The organism is Pseudomonas sp. TH32 (assembly GCF_016650855.1).
Taxonomy (GTDB): Bacteria; Pseudomonadota; Gammaproteobacteria; order Pseudomonadales; family Pseudomonadaceae; genus Aquipseudomonas.
Map to the genome: position 1 here is coordinate 4,142,385 of NZ_JAEKFA010000002.1, position 15,893 is coordinate 4,158,277.

General features: G+C 61.7%; 20 protein-coding genes. All 20 read right to left on the reverse strand.

Annotated elements, in window-relative coordinates:
* Positions 1 to 19: 19 nt before the first annotated feature.
* The 20 genes from JFV30_RS22635 to JFV30_RS22725 all read right to left on the reverse strand — a co-directional run bounded on the left by JFV30_RS22635 (position 20) and on the right by JFV30_RS22725 (position 15,759).
* Positions 20 to 616 (reverse strand): phage tail assembly chaperone, encoded by a 597-nt coding sequence (locus JFV30_RS22635; RefSeq protein WP_201125221.1) that lies wholly within the window; start codon positions 614 to 616, stop codon positions 20 to 22.
* An 8-nt stretch (positions 617 to 624) separates the two neighbouring features.
* Positions 625 to 1,647 carry a tail fiber protein gene (locus JFV30_RS22640; protein ID WP_201125222.1) on the reverse strand — a complete coding sequence of 341 codons (1,023 nt, stop codon included), beginning with the start codon at positions 1,645 to 1,647 and terminating at the stop codon, positions 625 to 627.
* 11 nt (positions 1,648 to 1,658) lie between these two features.
* Positions 1,659 to 2,258 (reverse strand): YmfQ family protein, encoded by a 600-nt coding sequence (locus JFV30_RS22645; protein ID WP_010170071.1) that lies wholly within the window; start codon positions 2,256 to 2,258, stop codon positions 1,659 to 1,661.
* Positions 2,246 to 3,286 (reverse strand): baseplate J/gp47 family protein, encoded by a 1,041-nt coding sequence (locus JFV30_RS22650; RefSeq protein ID WP_201125223.1) that lies wholly within the window; start codon positions 3,284 to 3,286, stop codon positions 2,246 to 2,248. Before JFV30_RS22650 ends, JFV30_RS22645 begins: the two co-directional genes overlap by 13 nt.
* The gene (locus tag JFV30_RS22655; protein WP_010170074.1) at positions 3,276 to 3,674 is read right to left on the reverse strand and encodes a phage GP46 family protein; all 399 of its coding nucleotides are present in this window, start codon (positions 3,672 to 3,674) and stop codon (positions 3,276 to 3,278) included. The genes JFV30_RS22650 and JFV30_RS22655 overlap by 11 nt, the downstream gene beginning before the upstream one ends.
* A complete protein-coding gene (locus tag JFV30_RS22660) occupies positions 3,674 to 4,183 on the reverse strand; it encodes a phage baseplate assembly protein V (protein WP_010170077.1) in 510 nt (169 codons plus the stop codon). Before JFV30_RS22660 ends, JFV30_RS22655 begins: the two co-directional genes overlap by 1 nt.
* Before the next feature lie 15 nt (positions 4,184 to 4,198).
* Positions 4,199 to 5,236: a phage baseplate assembly protein gene (locus JFV30_RS22665; RefSeq protein ID WP_201125224.1), complete on the reverse strand. Its 1,038-nt coding sequence runs from the start codon at positions 5,234 to 5,236 to the stop codon at positions 4,199 to 4,201.
* A gap of 3 nt (positions 5,237 to 5,239) precedes the next feature.
* Positions 5,240 to 6,478 carry a DNA circularization protein gene (locus JFV30_RS22670; protein WP_201125225.1) on the reverse strand — a complete coding sequence of 413 codons (1,239 nt, stop codon included), beginning with the start codon at positions 6,476 to 6,478 and terminating at the stop codon, positions 5,240 to 5,242.
* Positions 6,465 to 8,081, reverse strand: a complete 1,617-nt coding sequence (locus JFV30_RS22675; protein WP_201125226.1) for a hypothetical protein — start codon at positions 8,079 to 8,081, stop codon at positions 6,465 to 6,467. The genes JFV30_RS22670 and JFV30_RS22675 overlap by 14 nt, the downstream gene beginning before the upstream one ends.
* On the reverse strand, positions 8,081 to 8,206 hold the full coding sequence (locus tag JFV30_RS33470; RefSeq protein ID WP_010170085.1) for a hypothetical protein: 126 nt from the start codon (positions 8,204 to 8,206) through the stop codon (positions 8,081 to 8,083). The genes JFV30_RS22675 and JFV30_RS33470 overlap by 1 nt, the downstream gene beginning before the upstream one ends.
* Before the next feature lie 5 nt (positions 8,207 to 8,211).
* A complete protein-coding gene (locus JFV30_RS22680; RefSeq protein WP_010170087.1) occupies positions 8,212 to 8,508 on the reverse strand; it encodes a phage tail assembly protein in 297 nt (98 codons plus the stop codon).
* Entirely contained in the window at positions 8,505 to 8,852 is a 348-nt protein-coding gene (locus JFV30_RS22685; RefSeq protein ID WP_010170089.1) for a phage tail tube protein, read from the reverse strand. Before JFV30_RS22685 ends, JFV30_RS22680 begins: the two co-directional genes overlap by 4 nt.
* A 64-nt stretch (positions 8,853 to 8,916) precedes the next feature.
* A complete protein-coding gene (locus JFV30_RS22690; RefSeq protein WP_201125227.1) occupies positions 8,917 to 10,413 on the reverse strand; it encodes a phage tail sheath subtilisin-like domain-containing protein in 1,497 nt (498 codons plus the stop codon).
* Positions 10,413 to 10,595: a DUF2635 domain-containing protein gene (locus JFV30_RS22695; RefSeq protein ID WP_010170093.1), complete on the reverse strand. Its 183-nt coding sequence runs from the start codon at positions 10,593 to 10,595 to the stop codon at positions 10,413 to 10,415. Before JFV30_RS22695 ends, JFV30_RS22690 begins: the two co-directional genes overlap by 1 nt.
* On the reverse strand, positions 10,592 to 11,182 hold the full coding sequence (locus JFV30_RS22700) for a phage tail terminator protein (RefSeq protein ID WP_201125228.1): 591 nt from the start codon (positions 11,180 to 11,182) through the stop codon (positions 10,592 to 10,594). The genes JFV30_RS22695 and JFV30_RS22700 overlap by 4 nt, the downstream gene beginning before the upstream one ends.
* A gap of 64 nt (positions 11,183 to 11,246) precedes the next feature.
* A complete protein-coding gene (locus tag JFV30_RS22705; RefSeq protein ID WP_201125229.1) occupies positions 11,247 to 12,254 on the reverse strand; it encodes a phage late control D family protein in 1,008 nt (335 codons plus the stop codon).
* Between the two features lie 9 nt (positions 12,255 to 12,263).
* Positions 12,264 to 12,476, reverse strand: a complete 213-nt coding sequence (locus JFV30_RS22710; protein WP_201125230.1) for a tail protein X — start codon at positions 12,474 to 12,476, stop codon at positions 12,264 to 12,266.
* Positions 12,469 to 12,852: a phage tail protein gene (locus JFV30_RS22715; RefSeq protein ID WP_201125231.1), complete on the reverse strand. Its 384-nt coding sequence runs from the start codon at positions 12,850 to 12,852 to the stop codon at positions 12,469 to 12,471. The genes JFV30_RS22710 and JFV30_RS22715 overlap by 8 nt, the downstream gene beginning before the upstream one ends.
* A complete protein-coding gene (locus JFV30_RS22720) occupies positions 12,852 to 15,050 on the reverse strand; it encodes a phage tail tape measure protein (RefSeq protein ID WP_201125232.1) in 2,199 nt (732 codons plus the stop codon). The genes JFV30_RS22715 and JFV30_RS22720 overlap by 1 nt, the downstream gene beginning before the upstream one ends.
* Before the next feature lie 127 nt (positions 15,051 to 15,177).
* A complete protein-coding gene (locus JFV30_RS22725; protein ID WP_201125233.1) occupies positions 15,178 to 15,759 on the reverse strand; it encodes a phage tail assembly protein in 582 nt (193 codons plus the stop codon).
* Between the last annotated feature and the right edge of the window lie 134 nt (positions 15,760 to 15,893).

Here is a 15,893-nt window from a genome sequence, read left to right on the forward strand (position 1 = left end):
CATGGCAGACCCTCCGGCCCTACTGGAACTCAATTATCCAATCCGGCGCTTTGGGACGAAACTCAAAGGTCGGAAACTTTGAGTGCTGCGGCCAGTCACGCAAGGACTGGAGATAAGCCAACAGTTGCGCAAACTGAGCTTCTGTCAGAGTCGTATCCAGCTTCAGATCCGACTCGTCGCGGTGGCGCTCTCGTAGCCACTGAGTGTTGTCAATTTCCAGATCCCGCCAGAGACGTTCAGACTCACACTCTTTACGATTTTTTGCCTGTTCATCAAGCGACCAATTGGAACCATTCCAAGTGTGATTAATGCTTGGACGTTGAAGAGGCGTAAATTCAGCCGGCAGTTCACCCAACTGCTGCCAGTTGGTTTCCTCACCGCTATCGATGCGATAAACAGTACCGCGCATGTCAGGGGTCAAACTCCACACATGCTCAGAGCCCTTCACATTTACAGCAACATAACCAGGCTCTACTGCTGGAGGAGCTTCAGTAAAAGCCATGGCTGGAATGAGCCAACCCCCTTCAATTAGCGGATCCGAATCGGCAAATACAGGACCTATATACTCTCCGGTCACCGGGTGTGCCTGATAAAGCATAGGAGCAGAATTAGTCATAAATAACCTCAGTACTTGATGCACATTAGACGAGAAGTGTTACGGGGGCGGGTCTCATTACTGGTTCTTGGAATTCCATTTACCCCGTTAGTAACAGGGTCCCCCGTACTGCCAATGTTGTAGCCACCATTAGTACCGTTGCTTGCGTTCCAGCTGCCGGGACTACCATTTAGCGTGGTACCCGGACGTGGCCCATGCCAGTGTCCCTGCATCGCATCCAATTGCAACGACCCCAGTACACGTTGTGGGTCAATCCCGCGGCCATCATCAAACCCGCGAATAAATTCACCTCGACTATCAGGCACATTAAACGTAGTGGCGCCGTCTCCAGGACCATAGAACGTCCCGATGGCTGCAAACAGCTTTGCGTACACAGTCCGTGAAACTTCTGCACCGTTCTCTTTCAAGAAGCCTGCCGGTGGATAAGGGCCCGCATATTGAATAGTGGTGCCCACAGGAAACATATCGCCCGGTTTAAGATTTCCGTCATGCCATAACTGTCGAGTAGGCGTCCATTTACCACTTTGATCACAGCCACGGACAAAGACTACGGTATCCGGGTTTCCATGCTGAAACCCTAACTGTCCGGCATAAGCCCCTGTGGTATATGGGATATTTACCAAGCCGACATAGTTGCCAAAACTGGTATTACCATCGAGGTAAGAGTAAAACCCGCCTGGCAAACCCACTGTATCAATAGCAATTCTGGGAGCTACATTTGCACCCAAGCCATATTGCCCAACCGCCACCGCGTCCGTAATTCCATATCCCGCCAGCGTTGTCGGTTTACCGGAAAGCAGGGACCACGTAACGCCCGAAGCGACTATCTTTGAAATCGCCGCCGACAGTTGATCAGCTTTCAGCTCATCCGGAACAATCCCCGCCGCCGCCAGCACATTCAAAATCTCCTGCGTAACCCCATTCCCCCACGCCGCCGGAATCAAACTCCCCGGCGTCCCCGTCACCGGGTTTTCATCCACAAACTTGCCATTCACCAGCCCAACGCTGGGCACACTCTTTGGATAATCCACGCTTCTATCCTCTAGTCATAATTGATGTGCACCTGCGTATGAGCAGGTGCGCTGCGATGAATCAGGCACTCCAGGGCGTTCCCCGGGTTGACGCCAAACCGCTCTCCCCAATAACTCGCCCCAAACCGTCGGCCCAGGTGCTGGCGGCCGCCGGTGTTGAGGGTCCACATGAAGTGCGCCTGCCAGGTGCCAAAATGCGCAGCGCCGAAGCGCGAGCGCCCCATGCGCGGGGCGCGATGTTCAGTGACACTGGCGTCCGGATAACCCTGGCTGCGGGCGATTTCGATGTAGTACGCCGCACGCTGGCTGCCCACCGCCAACAAGCGTCGACGCACCGCCAGGCGACGGTCGTCGTACAGCGGGCTCACGCCCAGGCAAGGGTCGGGCAGTTGCATCACCCTTTCCCACTCGGGCACCAGTTCGCTGACCGTCACCGGGTCCATCTCGTTTTGCAGGTCGCAGGCCCGGGCGTCGATGCGCGTGAGTTCTTCGGCGATGCCTTTGAGCACCGTCTCCAACTGCGGTACCGTCTCCAGATCCCAGGCCGGACCGCTGGGCAACAAGGCGATCAGTTGTTCTTGATACTGGCCAGCGGTCCTTACTCCAGCCATGTGATACCTCCGAACACCAGCAACTGATTCGTCGCTGCCGTAACGTCCGCCAGCGGGCTTGTCAGTTTGTGATCGGTCTCACCGGTCGCAGTGCTGATGGCTTCGGCGATATGGGTCAGCAGCAAGGTCTCACCCAGCCCCGCCTCGCGGTTGTGCAAGTCCCGCAGTTGGGCCTCGACCGCCGCCCGCACGGCGCTGGTGTCGGGTGTCAGCCGCAGCTGATAAGCCACCGGCTTCATCACGGGCGCCAACACATACACATCAGCCGTCACCGGCCGCAGTGGTTCGATATGGGCTTGCACCTGCGCCAACTGCGCTGCATTCGGGATCGGCTGCGGATCGTCATCACGCATCACGAACACCCCTACCGTCCCCGGCCCGAGGTAATTGCCGCGACGCCACGCGCGGGTAATCCCGGGCACTTCGAGTGACCAGGTCTCGTAATCCTGCGCCGAACCGCCCTGGGGAATAACCCGGTAGGAACGAATCACCCGCGCCCGCAGCGACTCCAGGGTTTCCCGCCCCACACCGCCGGTCAGCCCCGGCGCCAGCACGGTAAAGGTCGAGCCGATACCTTGCAGCGGCTGCACCGCAACCAGGCTCAGCCCGGCGTCGGCATTACCCAGCGCGCCGGCGTCCATCGCCTGCACCGTGGTGGTGTTGAGGCCCGCGTGGGTTGTACCGGCAGCAGTGACTTTGAAGCTGCGGCCATCACTGGCTTGCAGCAGCGTGTCCACATCCAGCACCGCGCCCGCCGCGGCGGTAAAACTCACGCTGCCAGTGGCCGCCACCGCGGCCTTGCGCGCCTGGTTCAAGCGCAACGCGGCAATGCGCTCCAGGGTGGATTCATCAGCGGTATCCGGCAGGATCTGCTCAGCGATCCAATCGAGATAACCGTACAGGCCGAACGCCGCACCACTCAGGGTACGCGCCAGGACCTGGGCATCGGACTGGCGCAGCGAGTCGCTGGCCAGGTCGCTTTGGATGCGTTTGATCAGCACCGGCAGCGAAGAGGTTTCAAACGGCATAGATCACCTGCCAACTGTTATCAGGGTTGATGTCCAGGCGCTCGCCGTCGGCCAGGGTCAGCTGCGTGCGCAGGTTGAGGCGCTGGGCGTCGAGGCGTTCACTGAGGACTTCGATGGCGCTGCAATGCCCATCGTCGATCAGCCATTGCAGGGCTTCGCGGGCATAGAATTCGGCGTCCAGTTGCGTCTGGCGGGTCAGCTTGACCCGGCGCAGCAGCCACAGCCTTGAGCCGATACGGTCGTCGGCCACGCTGGGAAAACTGTCGCCCCACCAGCCGAAGCGCTCGTCATCGTCAACGGCATCGTCCGGCGCGGCACGGCGCCAGGTGAACAGGCTGATCAGCACCGAACGGGTCAGGGCATTTTTCAGGTTGTCGGAGACAAACATCACTGGCCTCCCGCCGGCGCGCCGGTCTGGCCATTGCCGGGCTGTACGCCCACATGCACGTGCCGGATCTGGCTGATACCGCCGGCAATCTGGTCGCCCTGGGAGATGATCTTGCCGCTCTGGGTCAGGGTCGGCGTATCGATGTTCACGGCGCTGCTGGCGCGGATGTTCAGGGTGGCGGTTTCAATGTCGATCACCCGCCCGCGCTTGAAGTGAACCTTGTCGCCTTCGTCGGTGTAGATCGCCACTTCACCCGGTGCCAGGGACTGCAACCGATAGCGACGGTCCGCTACCACCAGCACGATGGCGTGGGAGCGGTCGCCGCCCAGGAACGTGGCGATGCCTTCAGCACCGGCCAACGGGTTGCTGGTAAAACCGTAGGGTTCGAAGTGCTCCATGTCGTCGTTCACTTCGCCTGCGGTCAGGCGCATTTGCAGCGATTGCAGCTTGGTGGCCGAGTGGGCGAGCACGACAGTGCCGCGCGCCAGCAGGCGAGTCAGTAGGCTCATGGAAATTCCTTGGGGTTAAGCAGAGGGCAACGGATTGGCATCAAAGGTGGACGGCGGCGCCACCTGCAGGGTGGTGATCGAACCTTGCTCGGAAAGCGAATAAGTAATCCTGGAGATCAGCAGGTCCTGGTCGAAACCCAGCACCGGATCGATCACTCGCACCAACAGGTTGTGGCGCCACAGATCGCCGTTGGACTGCCGCCAGCCTTGCACGGTGTAGGTGGTAGTCAGGGCCTTCCCAGTGCGAGTAGCACGCTCCCAGTCGGCGCGTTGCTGAGCCAGCTCAGGCGTCAACTGCGTCGGTTCGCTGATCACCGTGACGCGTTTTCGCGTGGCTTTTTCATCCCGGGAAATGCCTGAAACCTCACTCACCGCCGTCGCGCTTTTCTGATCATCGCCCTTGTGCTGGCCGATGACCCGGTACTCGGAAAACACCGAGCCAAAGTCCCTCGGAGCATTCGCCGAAAGGATGTTCTTGCCCAGCTCCAGGCTGTCATTTGCGCGCCCTGCACTGCCGGGCAACGCCAACACCAGGCGTCCGTCCGCGTCGTCGGTAGAGAACACCCGATACAGCGTCAGCAAGCGGTCGATGGATTGAAATACCGTCTCGCCGGGCACGATGCTGTGAGTATGCAAACGGGTGGTCTCGGCAATCTCGCTGAGCACCTCGACGCCATAGCTAGCCGTCAGTGCATGCACGATGCTCAGCACACTTTGCCCGCGCCACTGGCCGGGCTGGTTGATCGCGGCGCAGTCCACCAGGTCCTGGGTCAGCGAACCGCCCTCGATACTCAGGCTGATCTGTTTGCCGTCATAGCTGACCGGCACCTTGAACACAAAGCCGGTGAGCACCAGGTCGCAACCGATCCGTACCTGGCAGCGGGCACCCGGTTTGATTGGCACCGCCAGGGTTTGCCCGGGCCATTGCCAGGTGATGTTGAGGGTGAAGGTGCGAAACTGGCGTTCCAGGTCGGCGCTGATTTCGACGCTTTTCCAGCCGCCATAGTCCAGGCCATCAACCGTCAGCGTGACGGCATTGTCCGACTCGTTCATGGATTACTCCCTGACCACTTGCAGATCGGCAGGCGGCAGGAAGCCCGGATGGGCCACCCGATTGCGCTGCACCACCTCGCCCACTCGCGTCGCATCACCAAAGCGCTGATACGCCAACAGCAAAGCCGGCATGCTGCGCATTGGCGTCAGGTTGACCAGCCGTACACCGGACGAAGCCACCGCCGTCAGATGCGTAAACATCTGTTGGCGCAAGTCGTTCAGTGCAACGTAGTGCCCGGCGTCGGCCTTCAATGCGGCTTGCCACATGGCTTCGTTCAGAAGATCACGCAGCACCAGCACATCGTCAGCTACCGGCACCTCACGGCGCTGCACCGGCTGTGCCGCCTGTTGCGCCAGGGACGGCGTGGTGCTGAGGGTCACCGGTTTGGTCGCCACCGGTACGTCCGCCAGCCAATGGGCGATCTTCACCCACAACGCATCCTGTACGAGGTTGGCAGTAGCCTGCACTGCCGCGACGCTGTCCTTGCCGGTGGTCAGCTTCGGCACGTCGATGTTGCGCGCCGCTTCCACCTGCTGCGAGAGGTTGGCCAACATGCCGCGGTAGCCAGTGCGGGCAAACTCCTTCAGCTCCTTCACATCGCCGAGCAGGCCCTTGAACTCGGCGCTCAACTCCTTGGGCACGTCCTTGATGGCTTTGACCAAGGCATTCAGGTCGCCATACAACTGAATCAGTGGGGCAAACTGCTGCTCAATCACCTGGTAAACCTCTGCCAGCCCATTGCGCAACGCCTGGATGCCCACCCGCGCCTGTTTCACCAGCGCGACGGCCTGCTCAAAACGCAGTACTGCCGAACCCAGCAAACTATCGGCCGACACCAGCAACAGCTGGCGGGTATTGACCGCTGCCGTGGGAAACTTCAAAGGCTCGTCGGGATAGAACTTCAGGGCAAACGTCACCAGCCCGCCGTCCTGACGGGTCTGGGTCATCTCGCATTCGCCGACCTTGACCTGCAACCGTCCAAGCCAAGGGTGCACCAGCTCACCGGCGCCCTCCTCCAGGGCCTTGAGCAACTTGTCGCGCTGCTCCAGGCAATCCTCGCCCACCACAAACGCCGTCAGCTCATGCACCCTGGATTGCTGGCCGAGCCCTTCAAAGAACGGCAGGTCGCGCTGAGGGTACTCGTGCAACTGGCCCTTCTTGCCGACCGGGACTTTTGCCTGGTCGACCCAAAATCCGACGCCACGAAACGACGCCGGCAACAAACGATCACGCCAGCTCATTGGAGCCTCCAAGGGACAGGGAACGGTAGCCGACACGCGGAGTGACACTCAGGCCGGGCTGGTTGGTCTGGGGTTGGTCGACCCGCAGGCCAGCCGGTGCATTCTCGAAGCTCACCCGCAAGTCGCCATTAAGCTGCGTGCGGTTGTTGGCGGCGGTTTGTTGCAGCAGCGAACTGGAGCTGGACGCCAGCGGCGAAATCAACTCAGGCCCCTTGCGAAACCAGGATGGATTACGCGCGCTTTCGGCATTGCGCGCCTGCTGCTCGGTGGTCAACTCCACCACACTGCCGGTAGCCCGGTTGATCGCTTCACCCAGCCCACCATCAAACAGCTTGCGAATCGGCGCGGTTATCACCGCAAGCTTCTCCGACAACTCGGTGAACCAACTCAGTACCGGCGCCCACATGGCTTCGAGCTGTTCCATCGGATGCCAATCGTCGAACAGGCCACTCAACACCACAAAGGCATCCTGGGCCTGCAACTTGATATCGCTCCAGATCGAGGCAAATGCACCGGTGACGGTGCCCCAGACGGCAGAGATCTTGTCCAGGGGTGACCAGTCGAAGTAACTGCTGACGACGGTGAAGGCCGCCAGCGCGGTGAGCTTGAAGTCACTCCAGATCGCCGTAAACACCCCGCTGATCACGCCCCAGTTGGCAATGATTTGCCCCAAGGGTGACCAACTGAACAGGCTCTTCATGAACTCGACCACCGGCACGCTGAGCGCCTTGAGCAAGTCCCAAAGCGCGGCAAAAAAACCGCTCAACGGCGTCCAGTTGTCGACGACCAACCCGATCGGCGACCAGGAAAACAGCGTCTTGAAAAAGCCGATCACCGGCTGCGCCGCCACCTTCAGCGACGTCCACAGCCCCGCAAAAAAAACGCTGATCGGCCCCCACAGGCGCATCAGTTGTTCCAGCGGACGAAACGCAAAGACCGTCTGAAAAAACTCGCCCAGGGTTCCAATCGCCGACATCACGCGCTCGCCAAGCCCGACAAAAAACGCCGATATCGGCTTCCAGTTGGCGACGATCAATCCCGCGGCCACCGCAATGCCGACGGCAACCAGCACAATCGGATTGGCGCTGAGCACCAGTTGCATCAAGCCCAGTGCCTGAGACACGCCGGTGACGGCCGCCTGTATCGCGGTAAACGCCACCGCGCCGGCAGCCAGGCCCTGCACCAGTTGCGGATTTTCAGTGAGCACCTGGGCCACCGACGCCAGCAACGGCTCCAGCCCGACCACCACCGCCGTGACGGCCGGCAACAGTGCAGTACCAAAAGCCACCGAGACCTTGTCCAGCGACGCGTTGAAATCCTTCATCCCCTGCGCCGCCGCTTCGGTAACGCCCCGCCCCACGGCGGCACTCACCCCGCCGACCTCAGCCTTGAACGCCAACGCCGATTTGATACCGCTGACAAACGGCGCCGCCAGCCCACCGCCTTTCACCAAACCAGCGATGTCCAGCTTGCCGAGGCCGGTCTGTTCCAGGTTCTGCCGGAAGCGCCCGACGGTGGCCTGCAACGCAGCAAGCTTGGGCGACAGCTGGTCGATACCGGTCAGGCGCACGGCGGTACTTTCTACTTTCTGAGCTTCTGCCATCACTGCACCTGCTGCATCGCATTGATCCGTTGCGCATGCTCCAGGGATTCCCGGAGCGTATCCAAAGGCCTGGCCAGCATCTGTTCGGGGTCAACCTTCCAGAACCAGGCCAGGTCATAGGCCACCGCAATCAGCTCGGCGACGGAGCCTGCGCCGCACTCATGAAAAAACCGGCGACGGCCCAGCTCAGCGCATTGAAGTCCACCAGGTCGAGCTGGTTGACCGACGACGGCGGAATACCCGCGCACACCGCGATGTACTTGGCGGCCACGTCGAGGTCCAGACTCACGTCTTCGCCCTTGTCGATCTTGTACGGCAGCGCCTTGATCGCCCGCACTTCCTGCACCGTCGGGCGGCGCAGGGTGAGTTCGGCCAGTGGCTCGCCGTGGGCCTCGATGGCCACTTGCAGCTTCACCGTATCGCTCATTGCCAGGTCCCCTTGATGCCTTCGAATTTCAGCTCGATCACGGCATCGTCGCCCTTGGCCACCGGTTCTTCCACCAGGTAGGCACCGGCCAGCACGTAGACTTTGCCGTTGTTGAATTCGCAGGTGACGGTCATGTCGGTGCCCGCGATCAGCTGCTTGAGCGGAAAGTCCGGCGTGTGCAGCGCGGTGACTTTGAAGGACGGGGTGATGTCGGTTTCCTTATAGAAACCCGGCACCACAGTTTCCCGTTTGACGGCCATCAACGGTGCTTCGCAGCCGCCGTTGATGGTCAGTTGAGCGCCGTCCACTTTGACGTAGCAGGTGCCCGCAATCAGTTGACCCATGATGTTTCTCCCAAAAATAAGCCCGCACGCGGCGGGCTGGAATCAGTTGCGAAAAGCGCGGGGGTTACACCGCCGCGTCGTACTGCAAACGGAACTGGTTGAGCAGCGCAAACACCCGCAGCCCATTGACGTAATCGGGCGGGAACAGCACGTTGACCCGGCTTGGGTCCTGGCTGTCACGCTCGACAATCAGGTGCTCGGCGAACAGTTCGGCGTTCTCCACATGGCCTTCCAGTTCCAGCTTGGCGTACTGGGCGATCAGCTCACCGCGAATAGTGCTCGGGGTCACGATCGGCTGGCCGGCGCCAAAGCGCGTGCCGTCAGCCGCGAGTTTGTGGCGCCCGTACTTGCTGGTGATCACGCTTTGCAGGCGGCGCACGATAAAGGCCGACTGGTGCAGGGTTTCACTGTCCAGGTAGGAGTTGTCCGCCTGGCCGAAGGCGTTCTTCTGGTAGGTGGTGATCGCCCGCTGAATGCGCACGTAGCCGCCTTCGTAGTAAGCCGTGGCGATGCCGTAGTTGAGCAGTGATTGGCGCTCGGTCAGGGTGAAACGCTCGCTGGCGTCGGCCGGGTCGAGGCCTGGCAGGCTGCCGCTTTGGGTCGGACGGCTGGCGTCGGCGGAAATAAACACCGCGGTGCGCGCGGCCAATGCCGCTGCCTGAACCCAGAACGGTTGCGGCACACCCGGCTCCATGGCCTGGATGGTCACGTGCTGGTCGTTACGCCCTTGCCCGGCGGCCACCAGGGTACCGATGGTGCCGCGCTTGGCCGTGTAGACGTGGCCGAACAGTTGCTTGGCCCAGGACCAGCGACCGCCGTTGTCATCCATCACCGCTTGCCAGGCGTTGAGGCTGGTGGTGTCGGCCCAGGGCATGCAGATGAATTCAAACGGCTCGTCGCCCAGTGCCGCCAGCGCTGCGAGTTGGTCCGGTACACCGGCGCCCGCCGCCATTTTGCCGAGGACGGCGGTCAGGCCGTCGGGAATTTGCTCGCCGTTGCTCTGGCCCAAACGGTTGAGCTGCAGGCTGATGTCGTTACCACTCTCACCGGTCCATTTGGCGGTCAGGGTGACGGTGCCTTCGGCGGCTACCGCACTGACCGGCAGGTCGGCGCTGGCGTTGATTTTCAGCGCCAGGGCGGTGGCGGCAACGGCCGCGGTGGCGCCATTGATCACGGTCGCTTGAACCCGGGTGCCGCCGACGTACAGGCTGAGAACACCACCCTGGGTGGCGGCACCGCTCAGCGTGAGATCGGCCTTGGCCGCACTGCCTTCGGTGCTGTGCAGCGGCAGGCACCAGATCTCGCCCACCGGGTCACTCTTGCGGAACGTCTCGTACATCGACGCCAGCATCGAACCCTGGCCGCCGATACGCTTGGCCATCGCCGCGCTCGACACCAGCACCAGGCTGCCGATTTCCGGGCTTGTGACGTTGTCGTTGACCTGAGCCACGATCAGCCGGCGCAAGGCCGACGACGCGCTATTGGCCGCCGAATTGTCCATCTCGGCGTAGAACAGCGGCACACGAATGTCCGCCGGAATATGACTGAATCCAATCGCCATTATTTGGCTCCCTGTGGTTTTGCCGCCTTGACGGCTTTGGTGGTGATGTCGCCATCGGCCAGACGTCGACGCCACCAGGCGTTGTCCGGGACTTCGCGACCTTCGGCCGGCAGCAGATCGCCCGCCTCCGGGTCAGGTACGGCACGGCCGGAAACCGGCAGTACGGTGATGCGTTTGCTCATGGTTTTACCTCGGCAGAAAAGGTCATTTCCAGGCGCCCGTCGGGGCCTGGGTGTTGCAGATTGGGGTCGGCCGGGTCGATGGCATCGACCCGCACCGTCACCCCGTTGAAGGACGGCAGAGCGTCCAGCTCAAGCTCGAGCCAGGTTTCCGCTGGCTGTGTGCTGAGGTTGCGTCCCAACTGGCTCTCAAGAAAAAACCGCAGCCGGTACAACCCGCGAACCTTGCTAAGCAACAGCCATTCGCCGCCGTCGTACTGGATAGGCTCGTAGAACCCTTCGGGCTTGTAGCCCACCAGCGCCCGCCAGACCTCGGCGCGCAGGGCATGCAGTTGGTCCATCGCCTGGGCGTGCTGGCCTTCCGGCAGATCCAGCACCAGCACCACGCCAAAATGCTCGCGCAGGGTTTGGCGGCTGCTGTTTTGCGTAGTGTTAGGGCTGGCCTTGTCGCAGATCGGCGTGACGACCGCCTGGGGCGCGTCAAGCACTGGCAGGTTTTGCAGCGCGTCAAGGTCGAGGCCGGCGCGGATGTGTTGGTTGAACGATGGGCAGCGATCCCGCAGGTGACTGACCAGAGGGGTGATCTTCATGGCGCCTCACCAGGCAATAAAAAACCCGCCGAAGCGGGTGGGTAGAGGGGACCGATCGGGCGCGTCATTCAGGTGATGACAGCCCGGTCGCCTTGATCGTGCATCGGTAGCTTTCCTTGCGTTTGCCGATGGCCGTCAGCGTGTCGATGGACCAGCGCCCCTGCATGAAGCCGGGCCAGGTTTCATCCAGCATCAGCAGCCCTTCGGCCTGGAGCGCCGGGTTGCCGGGGCATATCACATTGATCTGCAGGCCTTCACGGCCAACCCGGCGCATCTCGCCCTCGGCCGCTGTCCTGGCTTCGTCTTCGCTCTGGTAGCGCTGGGCAAGCACTTTGAACGGCGCGCCACCCACCTCCACCTCACGTTTCTTGCAAGTAGCGGCATCCCACCAGGACGCCTTGGCCCCTTCGAACTTGGCCCGGCTGGTCTCGGTAAAACTGGCGCTGATAAACGCGTGGTCGCCCGGACGGTTATCGCGGGTGACCGACAGCCGCACTTCTTGCAGCGGCTTGCCCGACAACGAGGTGAGCTGGCCTTTACGGCCCAACACGTACAGTTCGTCGACAGGCTTGGCCACCGCATCAAAACGCTTGGCAAGCCGGGTCAGAAAGCTCATGTCGCTTTCGTTGGTCTGGTCGATGTGAGCGATCTTTTCAGCGTCCAGATCCGGCGCGACCCTGGGTGAGAATCCATAACGTGTGGTCAGTTGGCGGAACAGTGCGCCCAGGGTGGTCGGCCCATGGCTGGCTGTGCGGCGCTGTTTGAATTCGTCGTGGTCGAACGGCGCTGCCGTGGCCACCAGCACCAGGCGCATGGGGAAAAGGTATGGGGTGCGTTGGGTAATCTTGAACAGCCCCTTGTCCTCCAGGCCAGTCTCGAGGTAACCGACCCGCAGGCCGATCCTTCCACCCATGCGGGGCAAGCCCTCGAGCCCTTCGATATCAAGGGTCAGCTTGAGCTGGTCGGATACGAAGCCTGCGGCATCGGTGTGTTCCCACTCCAATAATCGCTCGTTGAGCAGCGCGGCATTGATCCCGTAAATTTCCACCATCGGTGTGAATCCAAGTGCCATGGTTCCTCCTTAATCCCAAACCGAAACCGGCTTTTTTGCGACAGGGCGCGCGTCCAGTTCCGGCACGATCACACCGATGCCGGCCGGCAATACCGCCCCGTGTTCCGCGAGGTCCGGGTTGAGGTGCCATAGTGCTTCCTCAGCGGCGTCGTCACTACGACCCAGTTCGCGGTAGAGCAGCAGGTTGACTGAGTCACCGGCAATACTTCGGACTCTACGCATTGACGAATTCCTCCAGTACCAACGTCCAATTGATCAGCATGGCCGTGCCGTCGTCGATCACGTTGGCTTGTTTCTCGTCCACCGACTTGATCGTCCACAGCCCCCAGTTACGGCCAATCCCGTCCACTAACGGCAGCGGTGTACGCAAGACCTGCAAGTCGCGCAGCTCGTCGAGCCTGGCCATACCAATGCCACGCGCCGCCTTGCCGCCAAAGGTCAATGTTTCGAGGGGCTGGCCGGTCTGGCTGGACTTGGGTTTGCCGGCAATGATGTCCAGCGCGACCCAGCCACCGCTACTCTTACGGTCGAGGGTCGCGTAGGCAAACCCGCGCGACAGCCCGAAAATAAAGCTGCCCAACACCATTTGTTGTCGCATCAGACTGCTCCATCGGTGAGTGCCGCGTCGCGTCGCGTCGCCAGCAGGTTATCCATCGAGAGCGGCGTGAACTGCGCCTCGATCTGTTGCACGACGAGCGCCGCCAGCGCTTGGTAACTGGCCTGCTCGGGGGCGGTGATGTTGATCTGCGGGGCGAAGTTGATTTGGCGGTTGTCTGTTTGAGCGTTGGGAAGGCTTTGGCTGACCTGTTCGGGTGGCGGGAGACGGTCGTCGCTGCTCATGACTTTCTCGCCGAGGCTGGCACCGACGTCGCTGCCGACGAAAGTGCCGACAACACCGCCCACCACCTTGCCAATTGCACCACCGGCAAAGCCGCCGATCACACCGCCCAACAATGTGCCGGCGCCCGGAATAATCGAACCCAGCGCCGCCCCTGCGAGCGTGCCAACGGCACGCCCAATGGCCAGCCCTGCTACCTCGCCGGCCAAACCGCCCGCGATACCACCGCCTATCGACCCCACACTGGCGCCAACGGACTCTTTCAGAGTGCCGTTGTTCGCACCTTTGATGAGATTGACACCAGCGTCCGCCACCACCACCGCCAACGATCCTCGCTTCGCGATTCGGCTGGCTCTGTCGGTTTTCGTAGGCGCATCTGGGCCTGAGTTTTTGCCTGGAGTGCGGTCGGCCTGGCGTGTGTCGCTGCCTTGTGACGTCCCTTTGCTCCCGGACGGGTTGGACTTGTTGCCGCCTGCATCGCGGGGTGCGCCATCCTCGCCAAGAACTTTCCCGGCGACCTTGTCAAAGACCTTGTCCACGACAGTACCGCCGAGCTTCTTCGCCAGCGGTACCATCACCACGGCGGCCAATGCGAGGGCGGCCGTGGCTTTGGGCAGCGATTCAGCCAGCCATCCCAAGCCGTTGACCACAGAGGTCAGCACCGTCAGCGCGCCATTTTTCAGGGGTGCAATTGCCGTATCGGAGGCTGTCTCCAGGCGGGTGGTACTGGCCTGGAAGGCCTGTTCATGGGCTTTGGTGGAGTCTGCCCGGCCGGTAGCCGAACGCATGACCGAGCCCTGGTCGCCCAGAGCCGAAGTCGCGTAAGTCGACTTGTCGGCCACCGCCGTGAAAGCCTGCTTCACCGTGTCGATCACCGGCACCAGGCTCAGAATCGAGCGGTTACCGTCGAACAACTGAGTGGCCAGTGCCGCCTGCCTTTCCTGGGGCTGCGCCTTGAGCGCTTCGAGGACCGTCAGCACTGTGTGCGGTGCGTCCTGCTTCATGCCTGCCGCAAGCACCTTCGGGTCAAGCTTGAGCTCTGCCCAGGCAGCGCGCTGCCCCTCGGAGGCACCATCACCCTTGGCCAGCGCGGCGCCGACTTTTTCCACCGCAAGCCCGGCAGACGCCCGGTTGTTACCGGCCGTGAGCAACGCCGCCGAGAACGCCGCGACCTGTTCGGGGCGCATGCCCGACATTCTCGCGGCCGTGCTCTGACGCACAATCGTACCGATATCCACCGCATCGGCCTTGAGCGAAGCGTGGGAGCCCAGCACGTTGGTGGCGTCAGCCAGATCCAGCGCCTGCGGGCGATCCAACTTCATCGACCCACGCCAGCCGCCCATCATCTCGCCGGCCGTCTTGATATCGGTCTGAAAGGCCGCGGCGATGATCGCGGAATCGCGGGCGAACTGCAGCAAATCAGCCTGGCGAGTTTCAAGGTCCTTGCCTACACCGGACCGGGCACCTACCTGCTCGACCCTGGCCAGATCGACAGCACCTGCGCCACTCGCGGCAACCAGTGGGTCGGACGCCATGGCCAGGTTGGCCTCGCGCAGTTGTGTGCGTTCACGCCCGGCAAACCCCACCACTTCATGCAGGTCGGTCATCGCCGTTTCCAGCGCCTGCGAGGGTTGGGCTGGATCGGATGAGGCGCCGCTCGTGCTATTGCCTTTGCCGGCCTGCAGGGCCCTCATCACATCGAGCAATGAGCCGTTGAACCTCTCCAACGTGTCAATGAGCCGGGCCTGCCCCGCGACCAGTTGCGCCAGTTGCACACCGACATTTGCCAGTTGAAAGCCCGGCATGTCCTTGGGTAAGGCATCAAGCAAGGACGGGCCAGCCAGCATCGGCGCAATGGGCTGGATGCTGGCGCCTGCCCCGGCCGTTTCAAGCGAGCCGTAAGTCGCCTGGCCATCCCTGGCGATGAGCGACTTCAATCCAAATTTACTGTCTGCCATCCGCTCTACTCCTGTTTGACGCCAAGGCGAGTGATCGCGATGTCGTAGCGGCGCAATGCTTTTCCGGCGTCCCAGTCCAGGATTTCCGCTTCATTTACCGAGTAAATGAGCGGCACGATGTCGAGAATTACTTCGATGTCGCGCTCCGAAAGAAGTCCGCCGGTTTGTTTAAAAAATCGTCGATGCGCCCCTGCAGTTCCGTCCAGTCGGGCACGGTAAGGCCCGCTAGGTCGGGGATCATCAGCCCGGAACAATGGGCAGTGATGAACTCGGCGCGTTCCTTGGCCGTGGTGAGTTTTTTCATCACTTTGGTAGCGCGCAGGGCAGGCATTTCCAGGGTCACATCGGTCAGGGTTCGGCCCGCTGCGTTCAGCGGCAGCAGCAGCTTCACCTGTTCGGAGATGGTTGAGTCACCAGGCGTGCGGGATTCGTCCAGGAAGAACGAAGCCGGGCGGGTCGACATGTCATGTACGTATTGCGCGATGCTCACGTAGTCCGGACGTTTGAGCTGGTCGAGCTCTTTTTCCGACAGGCCGGTGGCGAGTTTCGCCAGTTCGAAAAACTGGTCGTCCTCGTCGTCACCGGCCCGGGCCAGCGCGTCTTTTTGCGCGGCGTAGTACAGCGGCTTGAGTTGCACCTGCTCGATTGTCGCGCCGGTATCGGCGGTGATCGGCGACAGCAGGATGTGCAGCGGAGGCATCCAGGCCATGAGTCAATTCCTTGGTCAAACGTTGTTGAAAAGCACCGCACCTCTCGGGGCGAACGCGATCACTGTGGGAGCCGGGCTTGCCCGCGATGGCATCGCCTCGGTGCAACTGATACACCGAGTCGCCTGCATCGCAG

Excerpts from the sequence above, each read along its gene's own strand:
- JFV30_RS22635 (WP_201125221.1), bottom strand. The coding sequence starts at position 616 with ATGACTAATTCTGCTCCTATGCTTTATCAGGCACACCCGGTGACCGGA.
- JFV30_RS22645 (WP_010170071.1), bottom strand. The coding sequence starts at position 2,258 with ATGGCTGGAGTAAGGACCGCTGGCCAGTATCAAGAACAACTGATCGCC.
- JFV30_RS22650 (WP_201125223.1), bottom strand. The coding sequence starts at position 3,286 with ATGCCGTTTGAAACCTCTTCGCTGCCGGTGCTGATCAAACGCATCCAA.
- JFV30_RS22655 (WP_010170074.1), bottom strand. The coding sequence starts at position 3,674 with ATGTTTGTCTCCGACAACCTGAAAAATGCCCTGACCCGTTCGGTGCTG.
- JFV30_RS22660 (WP_010170077.1), bottom strand. The coding sequence starts at position 4,183 with ATGAGCCTACTGACTCGCCTGCTGGCGCGCGGCACTGTCGTGCTCGCC.
- JFV30_RS22665 (WP_201125224.1), bottom strand. The coding sequence starts at position 5,236 with ATGAACGAGTCGGACAATGCCGTCACGCTGACGGTTGATGGCCTGGAC.
- JFV30_RS22670 (WP_201125225.1), bottom strand. The coding sequence starts at position 6,478 with ATGAGCTGGCGTGATCGTTTGTTGCCGGCGTCGTTTCGTGGCGTCGGA.
- JFV30_RS22675 (WP_201125226.1), bottom strand. The coding sequence starts at position 8,081 with ATGGCAGAAGCTCAGAAAGTAGAAAGTACCGCCGTGCGCCTGACCGGT.
- JFV30_RS22680 (WP_010170087.1), bottom strand. The coding sequence starts at position 8,508 with ATGAGCGATACGGTGAAGCTGCAAGTGGCCATCGAGGCCCACGGCGAG.
- JFV30_RS22685 (WP_010170089.1), bottom strand. The coding sequence starts at position 8,852 with ATGGGTCAACTGATTGCGGGCACCTGCTACGTCAAAGTGGACGGCGCT.
- JFV30_RS22690 (WP_201125227.1), bottom strand. The coding sequence starts at position 10,413 with ATGGCGATTGGATTCAGTCATATTCCGGCGGACATTCGTGTGCCGCTG.
- JFV30_RS22695 (WP_010170093.1), bottom strand. The coding sequence starts at position 10,595 with ATGAGCAAACGCATCACCGTACTGCCGGTTTCCGGCCGTGCCGTACCT.
- JFV30_RS22700 (WP_201125228.1), bottom strand. The coding sequence starts at position 11,182 with ATGAAGATCACCCCTCTGGTCAGTCACCTGCGGGATCGCTGCCCATCG.
- JFV30_RS22705 (WP_201125229.1), bottom strand. The coding sequence starts at position 12,254 with ATGGCACTTGGATTCACACCGATGGTGGAAATTTACGGGATCAATGCC.
- JFV30_RS22710 (WP_201125230.1), bottom strand. The coding sequence starts at position 12,476 with ATGCGTAGAGTCCGAAGTATTGCCGGTGACTCAGTCAACCTGCTGCTC.
- JFV30_RS22715 (WP_201125231.1), bottom strand. The coding sequence starts at position 12,852 with ATGCGACAACAAATGGTGTTGGGCAGCTTTATTTTCGGGCTGTCGCGC.
- JFV30_RS22720 (WP_201125232.1), bottom strand. The coding sequence starts at position 15,050 with ATGGCAGACAGTAAATTTGGATTGAAGTCGCTCATCGCCAGGGATGGC.
- JFV30_RS22725 (WP_201125233.1), bottom strand. The coding sequence starts at position 15,759 with ATGGCCTGGATGCCTCCGCTGCACATCCTGCTGTCGCCGATCACCGCC.